Source organism: Kitasatospora sp. NPDC002543, from assembly GCF_053594915.1.
The window spans coordinates 1-16,917 of record NZ_JBSFWR010000007.1 but is presented as its reverse complement, the minus strand read 5'-3'; the positions used below and the strand labels follow the sequence as shown (position 1 = coordinate 16,917).

The 16,917-nt window shown below is 72.1% G+C and carries 9 protein-coding genes and 1 rRNA gene; 2 read left to right on the top strand and 8 right to left on the bottom strand.

The annotated features are described in order from the left end of the window. Positions 1 to 45 precede the first annotated feature (45 nt). From pgsA to ACWD4P_RS05105, 6 genes are all read right to left on the bottom strand, one after another. Positions 46 to 687 (bottom strand): CDP-diacylglycerol--glycerol-3-phosphate 3-phosphatidyltransferase, encoded by a 642-nt coding sequence (gene pgsA / locus ACWD4P_RS05130; protein WP_359822089.1) that lies wholly within the window; start codon positions 685 to 687, stop codon positions 46 to 48. Then, positions 684 to 2,228, bottom strand: a complete 1,545-nt coding sequence (gene rimO / locus ACWD4P_RS05125; protein WP_359822087.1) for a 30S ribosomal protein S12 methylthiotransferase RimO — start codon at positions 2,226 to 2,228, stop codon at positions 684 to 686. Before rimO ends, pgsA begins: the two co-directional genes overlap by 4 nt. A gap of 96 nt (positions 2,229 to 2,324) precedes the next feature. Then, positions 2,325 to 3,152 (bottom strand): helix-turn-helix domain-containing protein, encoded by an 828-nt coding sequence (locus ACWD4P_RS05120; protein ID WP_449778653.1) that lies wholly within the window; start codon positions 3,150 to 3,152, stop codon positions 2,325 to 2,327. A 318-nt stretch (positions 3,153 to 3,470) separates the two neighbouring features. Further along, positions 3,471 to 6,146 (bottom strand): FtsK/SpoIIIE family DNA translocase, encoded by a 2,676-nt coding sequence (locus ACWD4P_RS05115; RefSeq protein WP_359822084.1) that lies wholly within the window; start codon positions 6,144 to 6,146, stop codon positions 3,471 to 3,473. A 141-nt stretch (positions 6,147 to 6,287) separates the two neighbouring features. Further along, entirely contained in the window at positions 6,288 to 6,926 is a 639-nt protein-coding gene (locus tag ACWD4P_RS05110) for a response regulator (protein WP_449778652.1), read from the bottom strand. 294 nt (positions 6,927 to 7,220) lie between these two features. Beyond that, positions 7,221 to 11,726 (bottom strand): HAMP domain-containing protein, encoded by a 4,506-nt coding sequence (locus tag ACWD4P_RS05105; protein WP_359822113.1) that lies wholly within the window; start codon positions 11,724 to 11,726, stop codon positions 7,221 to 7,223. Between the two features lie 449 nt (positions 11,727 to 12,175). On the opposite strand from ACWD4P_RS05105, the gene ACWD4P_RS05100 reads away from it, so the two are divergent. Both ACWD4P_RS05100 and ACWD4P_RS05095 read left to right on the top strand, forming a co-directional pair. After that, positions 12,176 to 14,860 carry a SpoIIE family protein phosphatase gene (locus ACWD4P_RS05100; protein ID WP_449778595.1) on the top strand — a complete coding sequence of 895 codons (2,685 nt, stop codon included), beginning with the start codon at positions 12,176 to 12,178 and terminating at the stop codon, positions 14,858 to 14,860. A 377-nt stretch (positions 14,861 to 15,237) separates the two neighbouring features. Continuing rightward, complete coding sequence (locus ACWD4P_RS05095; protein WP_449778594.1) at positions 15,238 to 15,801, top strand: acetate uptake transporter; 564 nt, start codon at positions 15,238 to 15,240, stop codon at positions 15,799 to 15,801. A gap of 120 nt (positions 15,802 to 15,921) precedes the next feature. Here ACWD4P_RS05095 and ACWD4P_RS05090 read toward each other — a convergent pair whose 3' ends face one another. Both ACWD4P_RS05090 and rrf read right to left on the bottom strand, forming a co-directional pair. Then, complete coding sequence (locus ACWD4P_RS05090; protein WP_449778593.1) at positions 15,922 to 16,767, bottom strand: phosphatase PAP2 family protein; 846 nt, start codon at positions 16,765 to 16,767, stop codon at positions 15,922 to 15,924. Between the two features lie 59 nt (positions 16,768 to 16,826). Next, positions 16,827 to 16,917: ribosomal RNA gene (gene rrf, locus ACWD4P_RS05085) — 5S ribosomal RNA — on the bottom strand; the annotation flags it as partial.

Here is a 16,917-nt window from a genome sequence, read left to right as displayed (position 1 = left end):
TCGCGCTCCACCGCGTCCCGATCCGCCACCCGGTCCCCCCGTCGCTCAGCGGCCCGCCCGCGCGGCGGCCTGTCGTCCCTCGCGGCGCAGGCGCAGCGCCTGCCCGATGTAGTCCAGCGCGGTGCCGACGGTCAGCAGCACCGCCAGCCCCATCAGCACGGCCCGCCCGGTGGCCAGCCAGCCGGTCAGGTCCAGTACGTACATGCCGACCGCGGTGCCCTGGGTCAGCGTCTTGAGCTTGCCGCCGCGGCTGGCCGGGATGACCCCGTAGCGGATCACCCAGAACCGCATCAGGGTGATGCCCAGCTCGCGGGCCAGGATCACCGCCGTGACCCACCAGGGCAGGTCACCGAGCAGCGAGAGGCCGATCAGCGCGGAGCCCATGATCGCCTTGTCGGCGATCGGGTCGGCGATCTTCCCGAAGTCGGTGACCAGGCCCTTGCGCCGGGCCAGTTCACCGTCGAACAGGTCGGTGATCATCGCGATAGCGAACGAGGCCCAGGCGACCGAGCGCCACTTGGGGTCGTGCCCGCCGCCGGCGAACAGCAGCGCCACGAAGACGGGCACCAGCAGCACCCGGACCATCGTGAGCACGTTGGCGATGTTCCAGACCCCCGGGGCGGACGGCGCCGCGGCCACCGGTCTCCCCGGGTGGGCCGCGGCCGGGGCGCCTGGCCCCTTGGTCATTCCCCGACCCCCGAGGTCCCGACCCCCGAGGTCCCGGCCTGCTGGGTCCCGGCCTGGGAGGCCCCGGCCGCCTTGGGCAGTCGCACCTGCTCCAGCGCCTCCGCGATCAGGTCGACGCCCTCGCTGGCGACCACCTTGGCCCGCCAGAACTGGCCGATCGCGGGGGCCTCGACGCCGGTGAGGGTGGTCAGGCCGTCGGTCTCCGGGGCCTGGTGGGCGGAGCGGCCCTCGACCACGCCGTCCTCGACCGACTCGATCAGCACCTCGACCTCGGTGCCGATCCGCTGTTCGGCCCGCTGGGCGGTCATCTCCTCGGCCAGTCGGCTCAGCCGGTCCAGCCGCTCGGCGATCACGTCGTCGGCGAGCTTGCCGTCGAAGGTCGCGGCCTCGGTGCCGTCCTCGTCCGAGTAGCCGAAGACGCCGATCGCGTCCAGCCCGGCGTGGGTGACGAAGCGCTCCAGCTCGGCGAAGTCCTCCGCCGTCTCGCCCGGGAAGCCGACGATGAAGTTGGACCGGGCACCGGCCTGCGGGGCCTTGCCGCGGATGGTCCCCAGCAGTTCGAGGAACTGGTCGGTGGAGCCGAAGCGGCGCATCCGGCGCAGCACGGCGGGCGCCGAGTGCTGGAAGGAGAGGTCGAAGTACGGCACCACGTCGGCGGTCCCGGTCATCGAGTCGACCAGGCCCGGGCGCATCTCGGCCGGCTGGAGGTAGGAGACCCGGACCCGCTCGACGCCCTCGATCGCGGCGATCTCGCCGAGCAGCGTCTCCAGCAGCCGGATGTCCCCGAGGTCCTTGCCGTACGAGGTGTTGTTCTCGCTCACCAGGACGATCTCGCGCACGCCCTGCCCGGCCAGCCACTGGGCTTCCTGCAGCACGTCGGAGGGGCGGCGGGAGATGAAGGAGCCGCGGAAGGCCGGGATCGCGCAGAAGGAGCAGCGCCGGTCGCAGCCGGAGGCGAGCTTGACCGAGGCGACCGGGTTGTCGTCCAGCCGCTTGCGCAGGGTGCGCGGGCCGGAGGCCGGGGCGAGGCCGTCGGGCAGGTCGGCGATCGGTTCGGCGGCGGCCTCGGCTCCGTGGCCGGGCAGGGCGACGGTCTCGGCGGCGGTCTGCCGCTCGGCCGGGCTGATCGGCAGGAGCTTGCGGCGGTCGCGCGGGAGGTGCGGGGCGTGGTGGCCGCCGGAGAGGATGGTCTGGAGGCGGTCGGAGATGTCGGCGTAGTCGTCGAAGCCGAGGACGCCGTCCGCCTCGGGGAGGGCGTCGGCGAGCTCCTTGCCGTACCGCTCGGCCATGCAGCCGACGGCGACGACGGCCTGGGTGCGGCCGTGGTCCTTGAGGTCGTTGGCCTCGAGGAGGGCGTCCACCGAGTCCTTCTTGGCGGCTTCGACGAAGCCGCAGGTGTTGACGACGGCGACGTCCGCTTCGGCGGCGTCGTCGACGAGCAACCAGCCGTCGGCTTCCAGTCGCCCGGCGAGTTCCTCGGAGTCCACCTCGTTGCGGGCGCATCCGAGCGTGACAAGGGCGACAGTACGGCGTTCAGGCATAGGGCCAAGATTAACGCGCGGGCTCCGGTGCCGTTCGCCCCGGAGGCCGCGCGCCTCGGATCAGCTGATCATCAGTGGGCCGTCCGACCCCTGTGGTCAGCCCGCCTGCGGGTCTCCGGGGGTGTACGTGACGTGCACCACCTGCCCGTCCTTGCCCAGGAGGCCGAGGTCCTTCCCGTTGACGTACGCGTGAACGGCCCCGCCGTTGCCGAGCACCAGCTTGATCTGCTTGGGGTCGGTGAAGGTCTGGTCCTGGCCGTTGCCGATGTTGTTCTGGAACAGCGACTTGCCGTTGCCGTCCATCGCGGAAACCCAGCTGGTGCCCTCCGCGACCAGCTTCACGGTGACCTTGTCGGCCGGGACGGCGGCGATCGCGGCGGCGCTGGGCACGGGCGCCGGCGGCTGGACGGTGGGCGTGGCGGCGGGGGCCACCGAGCCGGTCCCGGAGCCGCTGGGCAGCGGAGCGCTGGCCGAGCCGGTGGTGCCGTGCCCGCCCTTGCCGCTGACCAGGTTGAAGCCGATCAGCGCGACCACGGCGACGATCGCGGCGACCATGGCGGCCGCCCAGTTCGGCCGGCCGCGACCGGGCACCTTGATCGGGCCGCTGTCGATCAGCTGGGTCGCCGGGCGCTTGTCGGCGGGCGGGCCGCCGTGCGCGGCGTCGTAGCGGGCGACCAGCGCCTCGCCGTCCAGGCCGACCACCCGGGCGATCAGGCGGATGTGCCCGCGCGCGTAGAAGTCCCCGCCGCAGCGGGCGAAGTCGTCCTCCTCGATGGCATGGACGATCGGCACCCGCACCCGGGTGGCGGTACTCACCTGGTCCACCGTGAGCCCCGAGTCGATCCGGGCGGTGGACAGCACCCGGCCGATGCTCGGGGCATCGGCCGCCTGCGCCACGTCGTCGGTCGGCTCGACGGACGACATGGCGTTCTCGCGGTCGGAGGACTTGCCGATGGTCACGGGGCACGCCTTTCGAGCGGATGGCCACCTGCTGGGGAACAGTCTAGGGGCGTGGGCGGATCGTTTCTCAAGCGGAACGGGCCCGAATGTGCGCGCCCGATCCGGCCGGGGCCCGGCATCGCGCCGACGGGCCGTCAGCGCGGCCGCGCGGGGAGCCCGGCGTTCGCTTTCCGCCGTGTGACGCGGCGCACGGACGTTCGGTTCCCCACACGGCGCCTACCCTCCTCCGAACGAGTGATGCCTCGCTCAGGACACGGTCCGGGCCCCGCACGGCCCCTTCCGTCAACCCCGAAGGGTGATCAGCACCCCGTCCAGCTCGTCGGGCTTCACCAGCACGTCGCGGGCCTTGGAGCCCTCGCTCGGGCCGACGATCCCGCGCGACTCCATCAGGTCCATCAGCCGGCCCGCCTTGGCGAAGCCGACCCGGAGCTTGCGCTGGAGCATCGAGGTCGAACCGAACTGGGTGGAGACCACCAGTTCGGCCGCCTGGATCAGCAGGTCCAGGTCGTCGCCGATCTCCTCGTCGATCTCCTTCTTCGGGCCCGCCCCGGCCATCACGTCGTCCCGGTAGACGGCGCTCAGCTGGTCCTTGCAGTGCTGCACGACCTTGGCGATCTCCGCCTCGGTGACGAACGCGCCCTGCATGCGGATCGGCTTGCTCGCGCCCATCGGCAGGAAGAGCGCGTCGCCCTTGCCGATCAGCTTCTCCGCGCCGGGCTGGTCCAGGATGACCCGGGAGTCGGCCATCGCGGAGGTTGCGAAGGCCAGCCGGGACGGCACGTTGGCCTTGATCAGGCCGGTGACCACGTCCACCGAGGGCCGCTGGGTGGCGAGCACCAGGTGGATGCCGGCCGCGCGGGCCAGCTGGGTGATCCGGACCACCGAGTCCTCGACGTCGCGCGGCGCGACCATCATCAGGTCGGCCAGCTCGTCGACGATCACCAGCAGGTACGGGTACGGCCTCAGCTCGCGCTCGCTGCCCAGCGGCGGGGTGACCTTGCCGGCCCGCACCGCCGCGTTGAAGTCGTCCACGTGCCGGAAGCCGAACGCCGCGAGGTCGTCGTAGCGCATGTCCATCTCGCGCACCACCCACTGGAGGGCCTCGGCGGCCTTCTTGGGGTTGGTGATGATCGGCGTGATCAGGTGCGGGATGCCCTCGTAGGCGGTCAGCTCGACCCGCTTGGGGTCGACCAGCACCATCCGCACCTCGTCCGGGGTGGCCCGGGCGAGGATCGAGGTGATCAGGCAGTTGATGCAGGACGACTTGCCCGCGCCGGTCGCGCCGGCCACCAGGATGTGCGGCATCTTCGCGAGGTTGGCCATCACGGTGTGGCCCTCGACGTCCTTGCCCATGCCGACGACCATCGGATGGGTGTCCTCCGCGGCCGTGCGCGAGCGCAGCAGGTCGCCGAGGTTGACCATCTCGCGGTCCCGGTTGGGGATCTCGATGCCGACCGCGGACTTGCCCGGGATCGGGCTGATGATCCGCACGTCCGGGCTGGCCACCGCGTACGCGATGTTCTTGGCGAGCGCGGTGATCCGCTCCACCTTGACGGCCGGGCCGAGCTCGACCTCGTAGCGGGTGACCGTCGGCCCCCGGGTGAAGCCGGTGACCTTGGCGTCCACCTTGAACTCGGCGAAGGTGCCGGTGAGCTGGGCGACCACCTCGTCGTTGAGGGCGCTGCGGGCCTTGGCCGGGCCGCCGCGCTCCAGCAGGTCCAGGGAGGGCAGCGCGTAGGTGACGCCCTCACCGAGCTGGAGCTGCTCCATCCGCACCGGCGCCGGGCCGTGCTCCTCGGGCGCGCCCGGGCCGCTGCGGGCGGCCGGGACGGCGGCCTCCTCGGGCGGGGCGGTGCGGTCCTGCACCTGGTGCATCATGTCCGCCACCGCGGAGGAGGCGGGTACGCCGTAGACCAGCGCGCCGTCGAGGTCGGCGGCCGCGCCGGCGGCGAGGTCCCGGGTGGCGTACGGGTCCAGCGGCTCCTTGTCCAGGGAGATCCGCTCGGCGTCCTCCGGCTCGTCGGTCGGCTTGCGCCGGCGGCGGCGCCGGCGGGCGGCCACCTCGTCCGAGGGGTCGTCACCGTTGGTGTCCACGGTGAACGGCAGCGCGTCGGGGTCGGCGTCCTCCGGCGGGTCGGTGGACAGCTCGCGCTCCGGCGTGCGCCCCCAGTGCAGCTCGTCCTCGGGCCGGGGCTCGACCACGCCGAGCCGTATGCCGATCCCCCGCACCCGCTCGCCGATCCGGTTGATCGGGGTGGCGGTGACCACCAGGAGCCCGAAGAAGGCCAGCAGCAGGAGCAGCGGCACGGCCAGGGCCGGCCCGGCGGCGGCCATCATCGGGGTGGACGCGGCCCACCCGATGATCCCGCCGGCCGCCCGTATCCGGGAGGCGCCGCTGCCCATCATGGGCGCGCCGCAGCCGATGTGGACCAGCCCGAGGACGCCGACCAGCAGGGCGCTCAGCCCGATCATGATCCGCCCGTTGGCCTCCGGCAGCTCCGGGTGGCGCCAGAGCCGGATCGCCATCGCGGCCAGCAGGAACGGCACCAGCACGTCGAGCCGGCCGAACAGCCCGGACACCACGGCGGTGGCCCCCTCGCCCAGCCAGCCCTGCGGGCTGAACCAGGTGCCGGCCGCGGTCACCAGCGCGAGCGCGAACAGCAGCAGTCCCACGCCGTCCTTGCGGTGGTCCGGGTGCAGGTTCTTGGCACCGTCACCGAAGCCCCGGAAGATCGCGGCGATCGGGCTCGCCAGGGCGTTGAGCGCCCCCATCAGCACCGACCTGGACGGCTTCGGCGGGGGCGGGGCCGACTTGGCCGCCGCCTTCTTCGCGGGTGCCGCCTTCTTCGCCGCCGCCCTCTTCGCGGGCGGTTTGCCCGGGGCCTTCGCCGCCGCCGTCTTCTTGGACGGTCCCGGACTCGGCTTACGTGCTGCGTTCCCGGGCGTGCGAGTGGCCATGGGTCAGCAGCCTACCGGGGCGGGCGACCACTGCACATGTGCCCGAGCCCGGGCGGCCGGACGTGTCGCAGACACACCGTCACCCTGACCGGGTTTCACCCGGTCGCCGCATCGAGACCACCCGGACGGGTGAACCGAGGGTCAGGAACTGCCCGGACGCATCGCGTCCAGGGCCCGACGCAGCCCCGCGAGCTTGCGCTCCAGGTGCGCGGCGGTGGCCGCGACCCCGGCGTCCTCGCCGCCGTCCAGCTGCTTGCCGAGCGCCTCCGCCTGCTCCTCGACCGCCGCCAGCCGGGCCGACAGCTCGCCCAGCAGCGCCCCGCCGAGGGTCTGCTCGCCTCCGCCCTCCTCCAGCTGCAGGCGCAGCAGTGCGGCCTGCTCCTTCAGCTGGCAGTTCTTCGCGTACAGGTCGACGAAGACGGAGACCTTGGCGCGCAGCACCCACGGGTCGAAGGGCTTGGAGATGTAGTCCACCGCGCCGGCCGCGTAGCCGCGGAAGGTGTGGTGCGGGCCGTGGTTGATCGCCGTCAGGAAGATGATCGGGATGTCCCGGGTGCGCTCGCGGCGCTTGATGTGGGCGGCCGTCTCGAAGCCGTCCATCCCCGGCATCTGGACGTCCAGCAGGATCACCGCGAAGTCGTCGGTGAGCAGTGCCTTCAGCGCCTCCTCCCCGGAGGCCGCGCGCACCAACGTCTGGTCCAGCGCCGAGAGGATCGCCTCCAGCGCCAGCAGGTTCTCCGGTCGGTCGTCGACCAGGAGGATCTTGGCCTTCTGCATCAGGGCTCGCCCTCCTGTCGCCTGCCTGCCGCCCGGTGCAGGCACCCGCGTACTGCCCACCGCTACCCCGGTCATGCTAGCCGCACCCCCTCGCCCGGCACATCGCCCCGTCGTGACCCGAATCGGAGCGGCGCGCAGCCAGTGCTCCGGCGCACGCTCACCAGCGTGTCGCCGTCCGGTCACTGTTCGCAACGATCGGTGACCCTACCGGGTTCCCGGGTCCGACCGCCAGCAAACCGACCGGCCGACCGGCGTGAACCCGGGGGCCCGGTCCGGGGTTCACGCCTCCCCTCGCGATCACGTGCGGTCACCGTTCAACCACTCGTGCATGACCGACAGCAGGTGGTCGGTCTCCACCGGCTTGGTGATGTGGTCGGTGGCACCCGCCTGGAGCGACTTCTCCCGGTCGCCCTTCATCGCCTTGGCGGTCAGCGCGATGATCGGCAGGCCGGCGAACTGGGGCATCCGGCGGATCGCCTCGGTGGTCGCGTAGCCGTCCATCTCCGGCATCATGATGTCCATCAGGACCAGCGCCACGCTCTCGTGCTGCTCCAGCATCTCGATGCCCTCGCGGCCGTTCTCCGCGTACAGGACGGTCAGGCCGTGCTGCTCCAGCACGCTGGTGAGGGCGAACACGTTGCGGACGTCGTCGTCCACGATCAGCACCTGCTGGCCGTCGAAGCGCCGGTCGCCGTTGACCGGGCGGGGCTGCACGGGCTCCACCGCCCGCGGCCCGGCGGCGCTCTCCAGGGCGCTGCGCCGGCGTTCCACCGCGCCTCGGCGGCGCTCCTCGGCCAGCTCGCGGACCTCCTGGGCCCAGTGGTCGGCCGGGTTCTCGCCGACCGGCACCGGCAGGCCCACCGGAGTCACCCCGACCGAGGCGCGCGGCGCCAGGCCGTTGGAGACGCCCGGACGCGGCTCGCCGATGGCCTCCGGGGCCTCGGTGCGCAGCGGCAGGTAGAGCGTGAAGGTGGAGCCCTTGCCGAGCTCGCTCTCGGCGTGGATCTCGCCGCCGAGCAGCCGGGCGATCTCGCGGCTGATGGACAGGCCGAGGCCGGTACCGCCGTACTTGCGGCTGGTGGTGCCGTCGGCCTGCTTGAACGCCTCGAAGATCTCCCGCAGCTTGTTGCCGGGGATGCCGATGCCGGTGTCGGAGACCGAGAAGGCGATCAGCCCGTCGTCCGGGTCCTGGATCGAGCCGGACTCCAGCAGCCGCTCGCGCACGTGCTGCGGGACCTCCGGGCCGGCCGGGCGGATCGAGAAGTCGACGGCTCCGGCGTCGGTGAACTTCACCGCGTTGGAGATCAGGTTGCGCAGCACCTGCTGGAGCCGCTGCTCGTCGGTGTGCAGGGTGACCGGCAGCGCGGGCGAGACCCGGACGGCGAAGTCCAGGTTCTTGTCCAGCGCGACCGGCTGGAAGGTGGCCTCGACGTAGTCGACCAGCTGGACCAGGGCGATCCGGGCAGGGCGGACGTCCATCTTGCCGGCCTCGACCTTGGACAGGTCGAGGATGTCGTTGATCAGCTGGAGCAGGTCGGAGCCCGCGCCGTGGATGGTGTCGGCGAACTCGACCTGCTTGGGCGAGAGGTTGCCCTCGTTGTTGTCGGAGAGCAGCTTGGCCAGGATCAGCAGCGAGTTGAGCGGGGTGCGCAGCTCGTGCGACATGTTGGCGAGGAACTCGCTCTTGTACCGGGAGGCCAGGGCGAGCTGCTCGGCGCGCTCCTCCAGGACCTGCCGGGCCTCCTCGATCTCGCCGTTCTTGATCTCGATGTCGCGGTTCTGCTGGGCGAGTTGCTCGGCCTTCTCCTGCAACTCCTCGTTGGTGCGCTCCAGCTCCTCCTGGCGGGCCTCCAACTCGGCGGAACGCATCGAGAGTTCGGCGGTCAGCCGCTGGGACTCCAGCAGCAGGCCCTCGGTCTTGGTGTTGACGCTGATGGTGTTGACGGTGACGCCGATCAGGTCGGCGATCTGGTTCAGGAAGTCCAGCGCGACGGTGGTGAAGGAGCTGAAGGTGGCCAGCTCGATCACACCCAGCAGCCGGCCCTCGAACAACACCGGCAGCACCACGATGTGGGCCGGGGAGGCCTCGCCGAGCCCGGAGGCGATCTTCAGGTACCCGGGCGGCGCCTCCTTGAGGATGATCGCCCGCTTCTCCACCGCGGCCTGCCCGATCAGCGACTCCCCGGGCCGGAAGGTGGTCGGCATCGCCCGCCGCTGGTAGCCGTAGCTGCCGATCAGGCGCAGCACGGTGTCGTTCTCGTCGTCGTCCTCGGTGATCAGCTCCGCGGTGCGGCCGGCCGGCTGGGAGAGGAAGAAGGCACCGTGCTGGGCGGAGACCACCGGGGTCAGCTCGGTCATGATCAGCGAGGCGACGGCCTCCAGGTCCCGGCGGCCCTGGAGCAGGCCGGAGATCCGGGCCAGGTTGGTCTTGAGCCAGTCCTGCTCCTGGTTGGTGCGGGTGGTTTCGCGCAGGTTGGCGATCATCTGGTTGATGTTGTCCTTGAGCTCGTCGAGCTCGCCCGCGGCGTCCACGTCGATCCGCAGGCTCAGGTCGCCCCTGGTGACCGCGGTGGCGACCTGGGCGATCGCGCGCACCTGCCGGGTCAGGTTGTTGGCCAGCTCGTTCACCGACTCGGTGAGGTCCTGCCAGGTGCCGTCCACGCCGGGCACCCGGGCCTGGCCGCCGAGCCGTCCGTCGGTGCCCACCTCCCGGGCGACCCGGGTCACCTCGTCGGCGAAGGCGGAGAGCTGGTCCACCATGGTGTTGATGTTGGTCTTGAGCTGGAGGATCTCGCCGCGCGCGTCGACGTCGATCTTCTGCGAGAGGTCGCCGCGGGCCACCGCGGTGATCACCAGCGCGATGTTCCGCACCTGACCGGTGAGATTGTTGGCCATCTGGTTGACGTTGTCGGTCAGGTCCTTCCAGATGCCGGCCACGCCCGGCACGCTCGCCTGGCCGCCCAGGGTGCCGTCGGTGCCCACCTCGCGGGCCACCCGGGTGACCTCCACCGCGAAGGAGGACAGCTGGTCGACCATGGTGTTGAGGGTCGCGGCGAGCGCCGCCACCTCGCCCTGCGCGTCGATGGCGATCTTCTTGGAGAGGTCGCCGCGCGCCACCGCACCGGCGACCTCGGCGATGTTGCGCACCTGCCCGGTCAGGTTCGACGCCATGAAGTTGACGTTGTCGGTCAGGTCCTTCCAGATGCCCGACACCCCGCGCACCCGGGCCTGGCCGCCCAGGATGCCCTCGGTGCCCACCTCACGGGCGACCCGGGTCACCTCGTCGGCGAACGCCGACAGCTGGTCGACCATGGTGTTGACGGTCGTCACCAGTTCCAGGATCTCGCCCCGGGCGTCGACGGTGATCTTCTTGGAGACGTCGCCGCGCGCCACCGCCGTCGTCACCTCGGCGATGTTCCGGACCTGGCTGGTGAGGTTGTTGGCCATCAGGTTGACGGAGTTGGTCAGGTCCTTCCAGATGCCGGCCACGCCGGGCACGCTGGCCTGGCCGCCGAGGATGCCCTCGGTGCCGACGTCCCGGGCGACCCTGGTGACCTCGTCCGCGAAGGCGCCCAGCTGGTCGACCATCGTGTTGATGGTGTTCTTCAGCTCCAGGATCTCCCCGCGCGCGTCCACCTGGATCTTCTGCGACAGGTCGCCCTTGGCGACCGCGGTCGTCACCTGGGCGATGTTCCGCACCTGATCGGTGAGATTGTTCGCCATGAAGTTGACGTTGTCGGTCAGGTCCCGCCAGACCCCGGCCGCCCAGGGCACCTGCGCCTGACCGCCGAGCCGTCCCTCGGTGCCCACCTGGCGGGCCACCCGGGTCACCTGCTCGGCGAAGCCGGAGAGCTGGTCGACCATCGTGTTGATGGTGTTCTTCAGCTCCAGCATCTCGCCGCGCGCGTCCACCTCGATCTTCTGCGAGAGGTCCCCGCGCGCCACCGCCGTGGTCACCTGGGCGATGTTGCGCACCTGGCCGGTCAGGTTGTCGGCCATGAAGTTCACCGAGTCGGTCAGGTCCCGCCAGACCCCGGCCACCCCCGGCACCTGGGCCTGACCGCCGAGCCGTCCCTCCGTCCCCACGTCCCGGGCCACCGTGGTGACCTGGGCGGCGAAGCCGTTCAGCTGGTCCACCATCGTGTTGACGGTGTTCTTCAGCTCCAGCATCTCGCCGGCCACCTCGACGGTGACCTTGCGGGACAGGTCGCCCTTGGCCACCGCCGTGGTCACCTGGGCGATGTTGCGCACCTGGGCGGTCAGCCGGCCCGCCATGGTGTTGACCGAGTCCGCCAGGTCCTTCCAACTGCCGGACACGCTGCGGACCTTGGCCTGGCCGCCGAGCTTGCCCTCGGTGCCGACCTCGCGGGCCACCCGGGTCACCTCGTCGGTGAACTCGGAGAGCTGGTCCACCAGCCCGTTGACGGTCCGCCCGATCTTCAGGTACTCGCCGCGCAGCGGGTGACTCACCCCGTTGCTGTGCAGCGAGCGCAGCTCCATCTTCTGGTCCAGGTCACCCTCGGCGATCGAGGTGAGCACCCGGCCCACCTCGGACATCGGACGGGCCAGGTCGTCGATCAGCGCGTTGCAGTTGTCGACCGCCGCCATCCAGGCGCCCTCGCCCGCGCCGGTCTCCAGCCGCTCGTTCAGCCGGCCCTCGCGGCCCACCGCCCGACGCACCCGCGCCAGCTCACCGGTCAGGTGCTGGTTGCGCTCGGCGACCTCGTTGAAGACCGCGGCGATCTCGGCCAGCGGCCCGTCCCCGGGGACCGTCAGCCGGCGCCGGAAGTTGCCGTCCCTCATCGCGGTCAGCGCCGACAGCAGCTTGCGCAGCTCGGCGGGCTCCGCTCCGCGGTTGTGGCTCGCCCGACGGCCGGCCGCGTTCCGCGGCACGGCCCCGGGGCGCGCACCGCGCGGGGCGGGCGGCGTCGTTCCGGTTGCGTCCTTGGTGGCCGAACTCAACGGGCCCCTCCCACATCGTGAACTGTCCGGTGACCGGCCGTGCCGGTGCGGCACGCACCCGGGCACCGGCCCGGCTGGGCTGTGTACCGGCGGCCCTCGACGCGCCGGCACCCACACGACCGTACTGCTCCCGTCGGCCGTCGCGGACCCCCCAGTCTGGCAGCACCGGCACCGGGTGTACGGCCGGTTGCGCTCGGTTCGTACCGCACCGTCCGAAACAGGTGGGCAGAATCACCCTCTGGTGCCTGTTTCGACTCCCCGCCCCCACGGGGAACCAAGCGGAAAGTAGGGTGGAGCGCTGCACCGGGCCACAACCCGACCCAGCGCCGCCGCTCACCCCCGACGGCGCGCAGGGGGAGTCGGCGCCGCACCCCGGACAACCAGGGCAAGAGCAGCAGAGGAGAAGTGGCAACGTGGTCACCGCGCGCGCAGCCGCCACCTTCGACCCCGACGGCCGGTCCGCGGCCGCCGCGCGGGGCTTCGTCCGGGACGCGCTGCTCGGCTGGGGGCTGCCCGAGGTCGTCGACGACGCGGTCGTGCTGGTCAGCGAGCTCGTCACCAACGCCGTCGTGCACGCCGGCACCGCCGCCGAGGTCTGCTGCCTGCGCGAGGAGGAGAGCGTCCGGATCGAGGTCACCGACCACCATCCCGAGCGCGGCCTGCCCTCGCTCGGCGACGGTCCGGTCGCCGACTCCGACCGCTACGCCGACCCGGACGGCGAGGGCGGCCGCGGCCTCCTGATGTGCTCCGCCCTCGCCGAACGGTGGGGCGTCGAGTACGCGGCCGGCCGCAAGACCGTCTGGTTCCGCCTCACGCTGCCAGCACACGTGCTCGGCACCCGCTACGCCGTTCCCGCCACCCCCGGCAGCGACCTGCCCAGTGGCCCCGGCCCGGTGCGCGTCGCCGTCGTCCAGCTCGACGAGGACGGCCGGGTGCTGGCCTGGAACCAGGACGCCGAGGCGCTCTTCCAGTACCCGGCCGCCGCCGTCCTCGGCCGCCCCTGGGCCGACCTCGCGGTCTGGCCGCAGTCCCCCGCCCGCGGCCTCGGCCTGACCGACACCCTGCGGATGGCCCGCTGGGAGGGCGGCTACGGCATCCGCCGCCAGGACGGCCGCGAGGTCGAGGTGTACGGCGTCCAGGTCCGGCTGCGCGACACCGAGGGTGTCCCCTCCACCCTCTGTCTGCTCGTCCTCGAACCCGACCGCGCGGTGCTGCGCTCCCCCGCCCGCGCCCTGCCCGGCGACCGCCCGGACCAGGCCGGCCCCCGGCTCGACCTGCTGGCCGGCCCGGTCGCCACCGAGGACCTCGACACCCTGCTCCAGCGCACCGTCGAACGCGCCCGCGACCTGCTCGACGGCGACGCGGCGTACCTGCTGCTCACCACCGAGGACGAGGCCGAGTTCGAGGTCCGCGCCGCCACCGGCCTCACCGCCGGGCACCGCCGGCACACCCGCTTCCCGGTCGGGACCGGCAACCGCTACGACTCCGCCCGGCTGCCCTCCGTCCACGAGGACCTCTCCACCCGGCCCACCGGCCTGCCCCTGCTCTCCGACAGCGGCATGCGCTCCCTGATCACCGTCCCGCTGAAGGTCGAGGGCCGGCTGATCGGCTCGCTCGGCATCGCCGCCGCCGTCCCCGGCCGCTACGACAACGAGGACGCGCTGCGCCTCCAGTTCGCCGCCGACCGGGTCGCCCTCGCCGTCGAGAGCACCCGGCTGACCGAGCTCGAACAGCTGCGCCGCGGCTCGCTCTCCTTCCTGGTCGAGGCCTCCGACCTGCTGGCCGGCACCCTCGAACACGAGCAGACCCTGGCGCTGATGGCCCAGATGGCCGTCCCCACCCTCGCCTCCTGGTGCGCCGTCTACACCACCGCCGACCACGCCTCCGTGGCCCGGCTCGCCTTCGTGCTGCACGAGGACGAGGACCGCATCGACCCGCTGCGCGACCTGCTCGACAAGACCCCCGCCCCGGAGGCCGGGCCCACCCACGGCGTCCGGTTCTGGACCGCCCCCGCCGAGACCGCCGAGGCCTGCGGACTCACCGACGGCCCGGAACTCGCCGGCCTGCTCGGCGAGACCGTCGTCCTCGCGCTGACCGCCCGCAACCGCGTCATCGGCCTGCTGGTGCTCGGCGTCCCGACCGGCGTCCGGTTCCGCCAGGAGATCCTCGAACTCGCCGAGGACCTCTCCCGCCGGGCCGCCCTCGCCCTGGACAACTCCCGCCTCTACTCCGAGCGCACCGCCACCAGCCAGGCCCTCCAGCGCAGCCTGCTCCCGCCGGACCTCCCGGAGATCCCCGGCGTCGAGGTGGACGTCTACTACCAGGCGGCCGGCGAGGGCAACGAGGTCGGCGGCGACTTCTACGACCTGTTCACCATCCGCGAGGGCACCTACGGCTTCGCCATCGGCGACGTCTGCGGCACCGGCCCCGAGGCCGCCTCGGTCACCGGCCTGGCCCGGCACTCGCTGCGCCTGCTCGCCCGCGAGGGCCTGGACGCCCCGCAGGTCCTGCGCCGGCTCAACGCGGCCATCCTGGACGAGGGTTCGCGCAGCCGCTTCCTCACCCTGCTCTACGGCGAGCTGACGCCCCGCCCGGACGGCAGCACCGAGCTCTCCCTCGTCTGCGCCGGCCACCCGCTGCCGCTACGGCTGCGCACCGACGGCCAGGTCGACCGTGCCGCCACCCCGCAGCCGCTGCTCGGCGTCATGGACGACCTCGACCTGACCGCCGAGCACCTGGTGCTCGCCCCCGGCGAGGTCCTGCTCTGCGTCACCGACGGGGTCACCGAACGCCGCGAAGGCCGGCGGATGCTGGGCGACGACGGCCTCGCCGAGGTGCTCACCGGCTGTACCGGCCTGACCGCCGGCGCGGTGGCGGCCCGGGTGCAGCGCGCGGTCGAGCGCTTCGCCCCGGAGCCGCCCTCCGACGACATGGCGATCCTCACCCTGCGGGTGCCCACCCAGCGTCAGGCGTGAGAGCTCCGCGGGGTGCGCCCCGCCGAGCGGGCTGCCCCGACCGGGCTGTGTCGATCAGGCTGCGTCGATCGGGCTTTGACGATCGCGCCGTGCTGACGCAGTCACAAATTGTTATATTCACAACGGTACAAGCGGATCGGGCCGGGTAGACCGATCCCACCGGGGATTCCCTCCGGCGGGGACGTGACCAGCGGCTCTCCGCTGCCCGTCACTTCGGATGACCCATCACTTCCGACCGCAGCCCGCGCACGCTCTCAGTCGTGCGCCCTCGGCGCGGTCGCGCGCATCCACTCACCTCCACTCCTCCGGACGCCACCACAGCGTCACCGCGCCCTGCGCGCACCCAGAGTGAAACACCAGAGTGAAAGGAGCCTCCGGTGAGCAACGACGCTACCGGGGCAACGAACGCCCGCTCCACCGGAGCCGACGCGGGTAACCTCGGCTACCTCGCGCTCGGACTCACACTGCTCGCCTACGGCCTGCTCTCCACCGGCATCCTGCACGGAGCAGGCGTCGGGAACGCGGCCCACCTCGCCCATCTGCTCGGCGGCGTCACCCTCTTCATCGCGGGCCTCTGGCAGCTCCGCGGCGGCGAGGGCTTCACGGGAACCGCCTTCACCAGCCTCGGCGCCTTCTGGGCGGTCTGGTCCGCGGCAGGCGGGGCGGGCAAGAACGCCGCCGGCCTCTTCCTGCTCCTGTGGGCCCTGCTCGCCCTCACCCTCACCGCCGCGAGCTGGGGCACGAACCTGCTCAGCCGCGCCGTCTACGGCCTGCTGACGGTCTCCCTGCTGCTCTCCGCCATCGCCACCTTCGGCGGCTACGGCGGTCTGGCCAAGACCGCGGGCTGGATCGCGGCCCTCTCCGGGCTCGCCGCCTGGTACTGGGCCACCTCCGGGCTGACCAACGGCTCCTGGGGAAGGGTCGCCCTGCCGGTCAAGTGACCGTCGGTTCAGGTGACCGTCGGTTCAGGTGACCGTCGGTTCACGTGACCGTCGGTTCACGTGACCGTCGGTTCACGTGACCGTCGGTTCACGTGACCGTCGGTTCACGTGACCGTCGGTTCAGCCGACCTGCTCCAGCCGCTCCTCGGCGGCACCGAGGGGCCGGACCTCCGTCCCGGCGGAGGCCCGGCCCCGTCGCCGTGCCGCCAACGCCAGCACGGCGTAGGCGAGGAGCAGGATCACCACCGCCACGATGCCGTCCAGCCAGAAGTGGTTGGCCGTCACCACGACCACCGCCACCGTCAGCAACGGGTGCAGCACCATCACCCAACGGAGCGAACTGCGCGACACCCGGATCACCGCGACCGCCACCAGCACGCACCAGGCGACGTGGACCGACGGCATCGCCGACAACTGGTCCGCCACCACCACACCGCCGACCGCGCCGCCGTACACCGACTGCCCGTACTGGGCCGCCACGTCGACGAAGCCGCTCTCCGGCAGCATCCGCGGCGGCGCCACGGGGATGAACTGCACCAGCAGACAGACCGCGGTCGTGATCACCACCGTGTTGCGCACCCACGCGTAGCGCTCCCGGTGCCGCACGAACACCCAGAGCAGGACCGCGAGCATCACCGCGAAATGCATGACCGCGTAGTAGTAGTTCGCCAGCCTCACCAGTACCGGGTACGGCGTGACCGCCCTCTGCCAGGAGGCCTCGTCCGGCAGTCCCACCACCTGCTCGGTGTGGTGGATCCAGCTCGCCCGATCCAGCGCGTGGTCCGTGCTCATCACCGAGAGGTGCCCGACCAACTGCCAGAGCGCGAACAGCGCCAGCAGCGTGCCGGCCTCCCGCAGCAGCGCGGACAGCGCCGGCTTCCGGCCCCTCGCCACGGCGTACGCGCCCGCATGGAGAGCGATGGCGGCGGCCCCGGCGGACTGCCAGGTCAGGGTCAGGTTCTGCATTGGCAGAGGGTAACGCAAAAAGCCCCTTCCCGGATGGGAAGGGGCTTTTCGGAATAATTGTTCGGCGGCGTCCTACTCTCCCACAGGGTCCCCCCTGCAGTACCATCGGCGCTGTAAGGCTTAGCTTCCGGGTTCGGAATGTAACCGGGC